Annotated in this window: 14 protein-coding genes; 9 read left to right on the forward strand and 5 right to left on the reverse strand. The window is 60.2% G+C overall.

The window, feature by feature from the left end:
* Window positions 1-3 precede the first annotated feature (3 nt).
* The 4 genes from LAB08_RS21995 to aroC are packed head-to-tail and all read right to left on the reverse strand — an operon-like array spanning window position 4 to window position 3,448.
* A complete protein-coding gene (locus LAB08_RS21995) occupies window positions 4-549 on the reverse strand; it encodes a 1,2-dihydroxy-3-keto-5-methylthiopentene dioxygenase (protein WP_096509726.1) in 546 nt (181 codons plus the stop codon).
* A 12-nt stretch (window positions 550-561) separates the two neighbouring features.
* The gene (locus LAB08_RS22000) at window positions 562-1,182 is read right to left on the reverse strand and encodes a methylthioribulose 1-phosphate dehydratase (protein ID WP_096509725.1); all 621 of its coding nucleotides are present in this window, start codon (window positions 1,180-1,182) and stop codon (window positions 562-564) included.
* On the reverse strand, window positions 1,179-2,327 hold the full coding sequence (locus LAB08_RS22005; RefSeq protein WP_096509724.1) for an MFS transporter: 1,149 nt from the start codon (window positions 2,325-2,327) through the stop codon (window positions 1,179-1,181). The genes LAB08_RS22000 and LAB08_RS22005 overlap by 4 nt, the downstream gene beginning before the upstream one ends.
* Before the next feature lie 29 nt (window positions 2,328-2,356).
* Window positions 2,357-3,448 carry a chorismate synthase gene (gene aroC / locus LAB08_RS22010; RefSeq protein WP_096509723.1) on the reverse strand — a complete coding sequence of 364 codons (1,092 nt, stop codon included), beginning with the start codon at window positions 3,446-3,448 and terminating at the stop codon, window positions 2,357-2,359.
* An 84-nt stretch (window positions 3,449-3,532) separates the two neighbouring features.
* Between aroC and LAB08_RS22015 the strand changes: the two genes are divergently transcribed.
* A complete protein-coding gene (locus LAB08_RS22015) occupies window positions 3,533-4,531 on the forward strand; it encodes an alpha/beta hydrolase (protein WP_096509722.1) in 999 nt (332 codons plus the stop codon).
* A 98-nt stretch (window positions 4,532-4,629) separates the two neighbouring features.
* On the forward strand, window positions 4,630-5,421 hold the full coding sequence (locus LAB08_RS22020) for a hypothetical protein (RefSeq protein WP_096509721.1): 792 nt from the start codon (window positions 4,630-4,632) through the stop codon (window positions 5,419-5,421).
* Between the two features lie 110 nt (window positions 5,422-5,531).
* On the opposite strand, the gene prmB is transcribed toward LAB08_RS22020, so the two are convergent.
* Entirely contained in the window at window positions 5,532-6,440 is a 909-nt protein-coding gene (gene prmB, locus LAB08_RS22025) for a 50S ribosomal protein L3 N(5)-glutamine methyltransferase (RefSeq protein ID WP_096509720.1), read from the reverse strand.
* 239 nt (window positions 6,441-6,679) lie between these two features.
* Between prmB and LAB08_RS22030 the strand changes: the two genes are divergently transcribed.
* The 7 genes from LAB08_RS22030 to LAB08_RS22060 all read left to right on the forward strand — a co-directional run bounded on the left by LAB08_RS22030 (window position 6,680) and on the right by LAB08_RS22060 (window position 11,898).
* Window positions 6,680-7,270, forward strand: a complete 591-nt coding sequence (locus LAB08_RS22030; RefSeq protein ID WP_096509719.1) for a cysteine hydrolase family protein — start codon at window positions 6,680-6,682, stop codon at window positions 7,268-7,270.
* A 131-nt stretch (window positions 7,271-7,401) separates the two neighbouring features.
* Entirely contained in the window at window positions 7,402-7,722 is a 321-nt protein-coding gene (locus tag LAB08_RS22035; RefSeq protein ID WP_096509718.1) for a hypothetical protein, read from the forward strand.
* 76 nt (window positions 7,723-7,798) lie between these two features.
* On the forward strand, window positions 7,799-8,356 hold the full coding sequence (locus LAB08_RS22040; protein ID WP_096509717.1) for a Smr/MutS family protein: 558 nt from the start codon (window positions 7,799-7,801) through the stop codon (window positions 8,354-8,356).
* Window positions 8,357-8,433: 77 nt separating this feature from the next.
* The gene (gene folE / locus LAB08_RS22045) at window positions 8,434-8,979 is read left to right on the forward strand and encodes a GTP cyclohydrolase I FolE (RefSeq protein ID WP_007988130.1); all 546 of its coding nucleotides are present in this window, start codon (window positions 8,434-8,436) and stop codon (window positions 8,977-8,979) included.
* 103 nt (window positions 8,980-9,082) lie between these two features.
* Window positions 9,083-9,454 carry a glutathione S-transferase N-terminal domain-containing protein gene (locus LAB08_RS22050; RefSeq protein WP_096509716.1) on the forward strand — a complete coding sequence of 124 codons (372 nt, stop codon included), beginning with the start codon at window positions 9,083-9,085 and terminating at the stop codon, window positions 9,452-9,454.
* 397 nt (window positions 9,455-9,851) lie between these two features.
* Window positions 9,852-11,201 carry an NCS2 family permease gene (locus LAB08_RS22055; protein ID WP_096509715.1) on the forward strand — a complete coding sequence of 450 codons (1,350 nt, stop codon included), beginning with the start codon at window positions 9,852-9,854 and terminating at the stop codon, window positions 11,199-11,201.
* 67 nt (window positions 11,202-11,268) lie between these two features.
* Window positions 11,269-11,898, forward strand: a complete 630-nt coding sequence (locus LAB08_RS22060) for a LysE family translocator (protein ID WP_096509714.1) — start codon at window positions 11,269-11,271, stop codon at window positions 11,896-11,898.
* The last annotated feature ends 155 nt before the right edge of the window (window positions 11,899-12,053 follow it).

Below are 12,053 nucleotides of genomic sequence, written 5' to 3' on the forward strand. Positions count from 1 at the left end.
GATTCAGTCCTCAAGACGCGGGAATTGGCTGGCGATGTCTTCACCGGTGAAATTGGCCACCCAGCCTTCCGGGTTGTTGAACAGGCGAATTGCCACGAAATGCGGGTGCTCGCCCATGTCGAACCAGTGTTTAGTACCGGCCGGCACCGAAATCAGGTCGTTTTTCTCGCAGAGCACGGCATAGACGTAATCGTCGATGTGCAGGGTGAACAAGCCACGTCCAGCGACGAAAAAGCGTACTTCGTCTTCGCCATGGCGGTGTTCTTCGAGGAACTTGGCGCGCAATTCGGCTTTTTGCGGGTGATCGCTGTTCAAGCTGACCACATCGACCGTGATGTAGCCGTGCTCAGTCATCAGCTTGTCGATTTGCACCTGGTAGGCAGCGATCACTTCGTCCTGGCTTGCGCCGGGCTGGATTTTCGCGGCGGCTTGCCAGCGGTCGAAGCGCACGCCCTGTTCGGCCAGGGTCGAGGCGATGTCTTCGAAATGGGTCAGCACCTTGTTGGGAACTTCAGGGCTGGAGACGTGATAAACGGACAGGCTGCTCATCAGGGCAACTCCTTAACGGTTAAAGAGCGAGCGGGTTTTCAACTCGCACTCGAACAAAAATTCAAAGGCTTCGATCTGCCGTAGCGCGTCGCTCATCCGCGCGCCCCAGGTGTAGAGGCCATGGCCGCGAATCAGGTAACCGACGCAATCGGGATGGGCGTCCAGCCAAGGCTGCACCTTGGCGGCCAGCCGCGCAATGTCCTGATCGTTATCGAAAATCGGCACCCGCACCCGGGACTCGTGAGTCGTCACGCCGCTGAAGGCTTTTTGCAGTTCGTAGTCTTCGAACTCGATGAAGTCTTGCGACGTCAGGCGCGACAGCACCGTGGCGTTCACCGAATGGGTGTGCAGCACCGCGCCGATTTCCGGGCGCCAGCTATAGAGCTGCGTGTGCAGCAGGGTTTCGGCGGACGGTTTCTTGCCAGGTTCCAGGCTGTTGCCGGCGAGGTCGGTGGCAAGTACATCGTCAAGGCCCAACTGCCCCTTGTGTTTGCCCGACACCGTCAATAAGGCTTCGGTCGGAGACAGTCGGGTCGAATAATTGCTGCTGGTGGCCGGCGACCAGCCGCGGCCATACAGAAAACGCCCGGCGTCGATGATTTCCTGGGCGAGGTGTTCACGGGTAAGGCTCATGACCTGTCCTCTTGCATTCGTGTGGCAATGATAACGGCAGCCGCGACGGCTGCGAGACTGGCAATACTAAAGGTCCATGCCGCGCCCAGGGCATTCCAGCTGTAGCCGGAATACAACGCGCCCAGTGCACCGCCAGTACCGGCCAGTGCGGCGTACAACGCCTGGCCCTGCCCTTGCTGGCGCGCGCCGAAGCTACGTTGCACGAAGGAAATGGCAGCGGCGTGAAAGCTGCCGAACGTCGCCGCGTGCAGCACCTGGGCAAACAACAGCACCCAGAGAAATTCCGCCAGCGAACCAAGAAGCAACCAACGCAACGCCGCCAGCAGGAAACTCGCCAGCAGCACCCGACGCACCGAAAAGCGCGCAAGGATCTTGCTCATGGCCATGAACATCAACACCTCGGCGACCACGCCGACGGCCCAGAGCATGCCGATCACCCCACGGCTGTAGCCCAACCGTTCAAGGTGCAGGGTCAGGAAGGTGTAATACGGCCCATGGCTCATCTGCATCAATGCCACGCAGGCGTAAAACGCCAGCACGCCGGGGCTGCGCAACTGGCCGAGGAAGCCCTCACCCGCCAATCGTTCGCCCTGGACCGGCTGGGCGTTCGGCACCCACAGGCTGCTCAGGACGATCCCGGCCATGATCAATACCAGCGCCGCCGGATAAATATCCAGGCTCAGCCATTCGAACAGGCGACCGAGCGCGACCACGGTGATGATGAAACCGATGGAGCCCCACAAGCGGATCTGGCTGTAGCGTGAGGTCTGCCCCTGCAAATGCGCCAGGGTGATGACCTCGAACTGCGGCAACACCGCATGCCAGAAGAACGCGTGCAGGGCCATGACCATCGCCAGCCAGGCGTAGGTCTTGCTGACGAAAATCAGCGAGAAGGTCAGCAGCGTGCAGACGGCGCCAAAACGCACGATGGCCAGGCGTCGGCCGGTGTAATCACCGAGCCAGCCCCAGATGTTCGGCGCCACACAACGCATCAGCATCGGAATCGCCACCAGTTCACCGATACGCGCGGCGGAAAACCCCAGGTGGTCGAAGTACAGCGCCAGAAACGGCGCTGTCGAACCGAGCAAGGCGAAATAGAAGAGGTAGAAACTGGAAAGCCGCCAGTACGGGAGCGCCGCAGCCATCAGACTGCGGCGTTATTCAAGTCAGCCATTCAGAGCTGACCCAGCACCGGTGTACTCACGCGCACATCGGCATTCTGCCCGCGGTGACGCAACAGGTGGTCCATCAGCACGATGGCCATCATCGCTTCGGCAATCGGCGTGGCGCGAATGCCGACGCACGGGTCGTGACGGCCCTTGGTGATGACCTCCACCGGATTGCCATGGATGTCGATGGAACGGCCCGGTGTAGTGATGCTGGACGTCGGTTTCAACGCCAGATGCGCCACGATCGGCTGACCGGACGAGATGCCGCCCAGAATGCCGCCAGCGTTGTTGCTGAGGAAACCTTGCGGAGTCATTTCATCTCGGTGCTCGGTGCCGCGCTGGGCGACGCTGGCGAAACCGGCGCCGATTTCCACGCCCTTGACCGCGTTGATGCTCATCAGCGCATGGGCCAATTCAGCGTCGAGACGGTCGAAGATCGGTTCGCCAAGGCCCGGCATCACGCCTTCGGCAACCACCGTGATCTTCGCGCCGACCGAATCCTGGTCGCGACGCAACTGGTCCATATAGGCTTCCAGCTCCGGCACCTTGTCCGGGTCCGGGCTGAAGAATGCGTTCTGCTCCACCGAATCCCAGGTCTTGAACGGGATTTCGATCGGGCCCAGCTGGCTCATGTAACCGCGAATGATGATGCCCTGGGTGGCCAGGTATTTTTTCGCAATCGCACCAGCGGCCACGCGCATGGCGGTTTCACGGGCCGAACTGCGACCGCCGCCGCGGTAATCGCGTTCGCCGTATTTGTGGTGGTAGGTGTAGTCGGCGTGGGCCGGGCGGAACAGGTCCTTGATCGCCGAATAGTCCTTGGACTTCTGGTCGGTGTTGCGGATCAGCAGGCCGATGGCGCAACCCGTGGTGCGACCCTCGAATACGCCGGAAAGGATTTCGACTTCGTCGGCTTCCTGGCGCTGGGTGGTGTGACGGCTGGTGCCGGGCTTGCGGCGGTCCAGGTCGTGCTGCAGATCCTCCAGGGAGATCTCCAGGCCCGGCGGGCAGCCATCGACAATGGCGACCAACGCCGGCCCATGGCTTTCGCCAGCGGTGGTGACAGTGAACAGCTTGCCGTAGGTATTGCCGGACATGCAGGACGCTCCGTGAAATCGAACCCAAATACGTAATGCGCGCCAGTATACGCAGGCTACCCAAGTAGTTCATCCTCGAACCTTATGGGTGCCCGGGAGTCCAACCGGCATTCTGTTGATAATGGCGTGATGATGCTGCGAGTTTTGATCTTGAGCCTTACCCTGATTTCCGGCTTCGCCCAGGCCACTGTCCTGCAACGGCCGATCACCCTGGACACCGGCACCGGCGAGCTTTTCGGCTCGCTGTTGCTTCCCAAGTCCGACAAACCGGTACCGGTTGTCCTGATCATTTCCGGTTCCGGTCCTACGGACCGCGACGGCAATAACCCCGACGGCGGACGCAATGACAGCCTCAAGCGCCTGGCCTGGGTCCTGGCCAAACACAACATCGCCAGCGTGCGTTACGACAAACGTGGCGTGGCGGCCAGCCTCGCGGCCACGCCGGACGAGCGAAACCTGACGGTGGAGGCCTATGTTGCCGACGCCGAGGCCTGGGGCCAGAAGCTTAAAACCGATCCGCGCTTTGGCCAACTGATCCTGCTGGGGCACAGCGAAGGCGCATTGATCGCCAGCCTCGCCGCACCGAGCATCGATGCGACGGCGGTGATTTCCATGTCCGGCACCGCCCGGCCGATCGATCAGGTATTGCGCCAGCAATTGGGCAATCGCCTGCCGCCGCCATTGATGCTGCGCAGCAATGAGCTGCTCGATAGCCTCAAGGCCGGGAAAACCGACGACAATGTGCCGCCGCAACTGCAAGTGATTTTCCGCCCGAGCGTGCAACCGTACCTGATTTCACTGTTCCGCCAGGACCCGGCGGCGGCCTTCGCCCGCTTGAAAATGCCGGCGCTGATCATCCAGGGCAGCAACGATATCCAGGTCGGGGTCAATGATGCCCGCCTGCTCAAGGCGGCCAAACCGGACGCCGAACTGGCGCTGATCGAAGGCATGAACCACGTCATGCGCATCGTCCCCAACGACGTGAAACGCCAGTTGGCCTCCTACAAAGATCCGAATTTGCCATTGGCGGCGGAACTGGGCGCGCGAATCCTCGGGTTTATTGACGGACTTCGCTCCAGTTAACCTCTTTTTGCCCTCCAGTCCTGAAAAAAACGGCCGATAAGCCATTGTCGCCAGCGCAATAGCTGGCGGCAGCAGAGCTTGGACAGGATCTCGCCGTTATGACTGATACCCAGACTTCACCCGACACCACCGCTGAACAAGACGCTCCGCCAGCGGTCGAGCTGCCATGGGCGGACGTCCACGTCGAGCACCACAAGATGCTCCGCCTGGCACCGTTGCAGACCGATCGCAACACCGGTGGGCGGCCCTTGCGTTTTGTCGAATTCGGTTACGCCGAACGCAACGACCATCAGCGCAGCCTGTTGCGCATGACCATCTCCCTGCCCGCCCAGCGGGTGCGCAAGGAACAGAACCATCTGGACGTGTGGGTCGACCACACTGAAAAACGCGTGCATTTCGCGCCGGAAAGCGGCCTGCAGATCGAACCGCTCAATCGCGGCATCGGCCGATTCATGGCGGCACAAGGCATTAACTGGGTGAAGGCGCGCTGGCCGGGTTACACCGTCGACGGCAGCGATCTCAACAACAAGGACGCGCTGAACGAAGACACGCGGCTGCGCCGCGACCACTTTTTGCGCGTGCACGGTTTCGATGTGGTCTACGCCGACGCCCAGCATTTGAAGGGCAGCGTCAAAGAGGTGCGAGTCAGCGACCTGCTGGGTGACTGGAACACGGAAAAACTGCAAATCGTGGAAATTCTTGAAGCCGCACAGATGCTCCAGCAGGCCGAACAGAACCTGGCCGAGCAGGAAGTCAAACTCAAGAAGCACGAAGAAAAGGTCAGCAAGTACAAACGTGAAGACGCCGGGCTGCGTTTCACCATTACCTGCCTGGTAGCGTTCGCGGTATTTCAGGCAGGGTTGTTGATCTGGATTGCGACGCACCGCTAACAGCTTGAAACCGTGGCGCGGCTATTCGCGAGCAGGCTCGCTCCCACATTGGATCTGCGTCGTTCACAAATCCCCTGTGGGAGCGAGCCTGCTCGCGAAGCTTTTGACGGTTAAACGCGGGAAGCGAACAACGCCTGATGATCCCGGCACTGCTCGGCCGTCAACATGAACACGCCATGCCCGCCACGCTCGAACTCCAGCCAGGCGAAATCGACTTCCGGGTACAACGCTTCGACGTGCACCTGGCTGTTGCCCACCTCGACAATCAGCAAGCCCTTCTCGGTCAGGTGATCCGCCGCTTCGGCGAGCATGCGTCGCACCAGGTTCAAGCCATCGTCACCGCAGGCCAGGCCCAGTTCCGGTTCATGCTGGTACTCGTCCGGCATGTCGGCGAAATCTTCGGCGTCAACGTACGGCGGATTCGACACGATCAGGTCGAAACGCTGCCCCGGCAAGCCATCGAAACCATCACCCTGCACCGTGTACACCCGCTCGTCGACGCCGTGACGCTCGATGTTCTGATTGGCCACTTCCAGCGCTTCGAACGACAGATCGGCCAGTACCACTTCAGCGTTCTGGAACTCGTAGGCGCAGGCGATACCGATGCAGCCCGAGCCGGTGCACAAGTCCAGAATCCGCGCAGGCTCGGTACCCAGCCATGGGGTAAAGCGGTTTTCGATCAACTCGCCAATCGGCGAACGCGGGATCAGCACGCGCTCATCGACAATGAACGACATGCCGCAGAACCAGGCCTCGCCCAGCAGGTAAGCGGTCGGTACGCGCTCTTCGATGCGGCGCTTGAGCAACTGCTGCAGGTGGACGAGTTCGTCTTCCTCCAGGTTGCAGTCGAGGTAGCTGTCAGCGATTTCCCACGGCAAGTGCAGTGCACCCAACACCAGTTGACGGGCTTCGTCCCAGGCATTGTCGGTCCCATGGCCGAAAAACAGATCCTCCCCATGGAAGCGGCTGACGGCCCAACGGATATGGTCACGCAGGGTACGAAGGCGGGAAGTGATCACGACGGCAAACTCCAGAAAAATCGACGGGCGATTCTAACAGCCTAACGTCCCCACGACGACGCGGGAAATACACTACGGCAGATGTAGGACTAATCTCTTTTTACAGCTGGGCATTGAACAAAACGGGCCACTTGACAACGCTGCACGCCAGTAACGACGGTGCCTACGATGGTAGCGATTCACAGAAGCGCTCAGCCAGAGGACAATGTCGCAAAAGCCCCACTCCAAGGAGCCCCAGAATGTCCGTTCCACAAACGATGTTTCAACTCAGCGGCCGCGGTTATGCAGCCGCCAAACTGAGTCATGCGACCCTGATCATCATCGATGCCCAGAAAGAATACCTCAGCGGTCCCCTGGCCCTGAGCGGCATGGATGCAGCTGTCGCGAACATCAAGAAATTGGTGACTGCTGCCCGTGCGGCCGGCCGGCCGATCGTGCATGTCAGCCACCTCGGCACTGTCGGTGGGCTGTTCGACCCACGCGGTGAGCGCGGGCAATTCATACCAGGGCTGGAGCCGCTTGCCGGCGAGATCAAGATTGAAAAGATCCTGCCGAGTGCATTCCATGGCACGGATCTGAAAAAACGCCTGGAAGATCTGGGTTCGGTGGACCTGGTGGTGTGCGGCTTCATGAGTCACTCCAGCGTCAGTACCACGGTTCGGGCAGCGAAAAACCTGGGCTTCCGTTGCACCCTCGTGGAAGACGCCTGCGCCACCCGCGATCTGCCGTACAAAGGCGGTGTCCTGAGCGCCGAGGATGTGCAGCGGACCGAAATGGCGATCATGGCGGACAACTTTGCCGCCGTCGCCCAGACCAACGACCTGGTCTGATCGACGCTTGATGAGCGGTCCATACCGCCGCTCATCCGTAAAAGCCTCTCATTAGCCGTAATTGTCTTAGCCTCAGGAACATCCCGGTCAACTTCCGGTCGAAGGGCCGATACCCATTGAGGAAGGTCGGAATGAAGTTATCCGATGGTTTTGACGCTCGCCGCTTGCGGCCCAAAGGCCAACGCAACTGGCGTTTTCGAATCGGCGCAGCATTCGCTGCGTTGCTGGCAACCTGTGGCGTGCTGCTCGCCATGGCCGGCGTCGCCAGCCTGCTCGGCCATGCACCTGCCCTGGGCGAGTTGAACACCAACCGCGCCGGAGCGGCGGTGATCCTGGCGATCGGGCTGTTCGTGCTGTACCTCGGCGTGTGGTTGTGGCGTCGTTGCCGACGCCGCTCACGGCAGTCGATGGAGCTGAACATGTCTCCGCACTTGATGAAAAAACACGACTGAGCCGAACGCAGCGCGTTTTGTCGCGCCCCCATTCGCCTCGAGTTGGGTAAACTGGCCGCCCTTCGCGGAGGCTGACATGCAAGACGACGATTTTTCCCTGTTCAAAAGCGCGATCCAAGGCGTCAAGCCAATCAAGCACGATCGCGCCGACACCGGCAAACCCAAAGCTGACCGAGCACAGATCGCCAAGCTGCGACAGGCTGCCACCGTGCGCACCGATGCCGCCACCGTCGATGGGCTGTCCGATCAGTTTGTCATCGACGTCGGCCCTGAAGACGAGTTGATGTGGGCCCGCGACGGCGTGCAGGAAAGCCAGATGCGCAAGCTCAAGATCGGACAGATTCCGTTCGAAGGCAGCCTCGACCTGCATGGCATGAATGTGGAAAAGGCCCGGGAAACCCTTTGGGCCTTCCTGGCGGAAGCCACCAAATTCGAAATCCGCTGCGTGCGCGTCACCCATGGCAAGGCCGTACGCCTGGACGGCAAGCGACCGATGATCAAAAGCCACGTCAACACCTGGCTGCGCCAGCATCCGCAAGTGCTTGGCTTCACTTCCTGCCAGGCCAAGCATGGCGGTGCCGGTGCGGTTTATGTGATGCTCAAACGCACCATGATGGAAGGTCGCGACGAGTAAAGCTGATGCGTCACGCTTGCAGCGCCGTGTCCGCCACCGTACCCTTGTTCTTTGCGTAAAATCCCACAGGTAGTTTCATGTCCCTGGAACAGAATTACACCGCGATCCTCGGCCAATTGGGCGAGGACGTGTCCCGCGAAGGCCTGCTCGACACGCCAAAACGTGCCGCCAAAGCCATGCAGTACCTCTGCCGCGGTTATGAACAGACGCTTGAAGAAGTCACCAACGGTGCCTTGTTCAGCTCCGACAACAGCGAAATGGTGCTGGTCAAGGACATCGAGCTGTACTCGTTGTGCGAACACCACCTGCTGCCGTTCATCGGCAAGGCCCATGTCGCCTACATCCCGAGCGGCAAGGTGCTGGGTTTGTCCAAGGTCGCGCGGATCGTCGATATGTATGCCCGCCGCCTGCAGATCCAGGAAAACCTCAGCCGCCAGATCGCCGATGCGGTCCAGCAGGTCACCGGCGCCCTGGGCGTTGCGGTGGTGATTGAGGCCAAGCACATGTGCATGATGATGCGTGGTGTGGAAAAGCAGAATTCGACGATGATCACCTCGGTGATGCTCGGCGAGTTCCGTGAGAACGCCGCGACCCGCAGCGAATTCCTCAGCCTCATCAAGTAATTCGCAACACAGGAAAACCGGCATTCATCGCCGGTTTTTTTTCGCCTGTGAAAAATCAGGTAAGCTGCGCGACTTTCTTCATTCGCCCAGTGAGGCTTACAACGTGTTCGTCAAAGCGCTTCGTGTCGGCCTCGGCCAACTGATCATCTTCATCGACTTCCTCACTCGCCCCGGCAAGAAGCAGCGCCCCGCCGCCGCCCAGGCCCAGGTCGAAACCGCCGCCAAGGGCCTGACCCTGTATCAATTCCACGCCTGCCCGTTCTGCGTCAAAACCCGCCGCACCCTGCGTCGCTTGAATGTGCCGGTGGCCCTGCGCGATGCGAAGAACAACGAGCAAGACCGCCAGACCTTGCTGGAGCAAGGCGGCAAGATCAAGGTGCCATGCCTGCGCATCGAAGAGAACGGCCAGACCACCTGGATGTACGAGTCCAAGGTGATCATTGATTATCTGGATCAGCGTTTCGCGGCGGTCTGATGGTTTTGCGGTGTCAGTACCGGCCTCATCGCGGGCAAGCCCGCTCCCACAGTTGACCGCAATCCCCTGTAGGAGCGAGCTTGCTCGCGATAAGTCCCTTCCAGGCACCACAAACTCCAGACAAAAATAAACCGGCCCTTGAGCCGGTTTTTTTGTTTTCAGCGTCCCTTGAGCCTACTCGCGATGACGCCCTCCTTGGCGATATACCGCAATTGCCAAACTTTTCGTCCACAAAACCAAAAACATTATTTGCTTTCTTTGTATACAAAAGCATAATCCACTTCGTGCGAGTTCCTGACCAAGCAGTCAACAAATTCGCAAGTGCCTCAAAGGGCCGCTGCCACCCCCTCGGGTCCGGCCCTGGAAATAAAAATAAAACTCTTGAGGAGTATTCGCTGTGGAAAGCCGCAAATCCGAAGCATCGACGCTGGATCTCTCGCCGCCTTTACGCAATGGCTGGCTGGAGCGCATCTTTAAACTCAGCTTGCATGGCACCACGGTGAAGACCGAGCTGATTGCCGGTCTGACAACCTTCATCACCATGGCCTACATCATCTTCGTCAACCCCAACATCATGGCTGACGCCGGAATTGACCATGGCGCGGCATTCGTTGCCACCTGTATTGCCGCGGCATTGGGCTGCCTGTTGATGGGCCTGTACGCCAACTGGCCGGTCGGCCTGGCGCCGGGCATGGGCCTGAACGCGTTCTTCACCTACACCGTGGTCGGCACCATGGGCTACAACTGGGAAACCGCCCTGGGTGCGGTGTTCGTGTCCGGTGTGCTGTTCATGATCCTGACCTTTTCCCGGATCCGTGAATGGCTGCTCAACAGTATTCCGGTGAGCCTGCGCTTCGCCATGGGCGCCGGTGTAGGCTTGTTCCTGGGCTTGATCGGCCTGAAAACCGCCGGCATCGTCGTCGATAGTCCAGCGACGCTGATCAAGCTCGGTTCCCTGCGCGAGCCTGGCCCGCTGCTGGCCGCCGTGTGCTTCCTGATGATTGCCATCCTCAGCTACCACAAGGTGTTCGGCGCGATCCTCATCAGCATCATCACTGTGACGCTGGCCGGTTGGGGCCTGGGCCTGGTGCACTACGAGGGCATCATGTCTGCCCCACCCAGCCTTGCACCAACCTGGATGGCGATGAACCTCGCCGGCGTGTTCAACGTCAGCATGATCAGCGTGGTGCTGGCCTTTCTTTTCGTACACATGTTCGACACCGCCGGCACCCTGATGGGTGTGGCCCAACGCGCCAACCTGGTGGGCGCTGACGGCCGCATCGAAAACCTCTCCCGCGCGATGAAAGCCGACAGTGCGTCCAGCGTATTTGGCGCCGTGGTCGGCGTCCCTCCGGTAACCAGCTACGTGGAAAGTGCCGCTGGCGTAGCGGCGGGTGGTCGGACTGGTCTTACCGCCGTGACCGTAGGTGTGCTATTTATCGCGGCCATGTTCTTCGCGCCGCTGGCCGGGATGATCCCTGCTTACGCCACCGCCGGTGCGCTGATTTATGTGGCCATGCTGATGATGGGCGGCATGGCCCACATCGAGTGGGACGAAGCGACCGACAGCATTCCGGCGATCGTCACCGCGATCATGATGCCGCTGACCTTTTCGGTGGCCGACGGTATTGCGCTGGGCTTCATCACCTATGTGGCGCTGAAGGCCGGTACCGGCAAGTACAAGGAAATCTCCGTGAGCCTGTGGGTGCTCTGCGCGATCTTCATCGCCAAGTTCATCTTCTTGTAACCGCGGTACAGATTCGAAAACAGCCTCACCCCGTCGGGTGAGGCTTTTGTGCAAATGGAGGAAAGTGATGAGTCTGGAAACCTGGCTGCTGTTCAGCGGCGCTGCGTTGGTCGTGATCCTGATCCCGGGACCACTGTCGTTGTTGATGATCAGCAACAGCCTGAACTACGGCCTGCGCCGTTCCTACCCGGCATTTCTCGGCGGTGTGATCGCGTCTATTTGTCTATTGAGTGCTTCGGCACTGGGCCTGGGCGCGCTGCTACTGGCATCGGAACAGTTGTTCAGCGCCCTGAAAATCGTCGGCGCGCTGTACCTGTTCTATCTCGCCTGGCAGAGCTGGCAGCAATCGCGTCAGCCTTCCCATGGTGCCGAAGTGCCTCAGGCGGCGCCGGTGCCGCGTTTTCGTGCACTGTTCGGCCGCGCCTTCATGCTGGGGGCCAGCAACCCGAAAGACATCCTGTTCTTCGCCGCGTTTCTGCCGCAGTTCTTGAGTGCCGAGCAGCCGTTCCTGCCGCAACTGCTGGTGATGATCGCCACCTGGACCGTGCTGGATCTGCTATGCAAAGTCGCCTACGGACTCGGCGCCCACGGTGCAGCCAGGTATTTGCGTTCGGGCAAGGGCCAGAGCTGGTTCAACCGGGTCAGTGCCGGTTTGTTTGGTGGCGCTGGCGCTGCCTCCCTCTTGAGTGGGCACTGATACCCCCACCGCCCATCCCGGCAGATTGAAGCCGCGGATGGGCTTTCGCACGCTTCACGTGATACAGCGTCGGATGCAACGTCATCGGCAGAAACACACGTCATACATATTTATCGCTGTACGCATATCACGCTTCCCTACAGTTCGGGCCAACG

It is taken from the genome of Pseudomonas izuensis (assembly GCF_002356535.2).
In the GTDB taxonomy this organism is placed as follows: Bacteria; Pseudomonadota; Gammaproteobacteria; order Pseudomonadales; family Pseudomonadaceae; genus Aquipseudomonas; species Aquipseudomonas izuensis.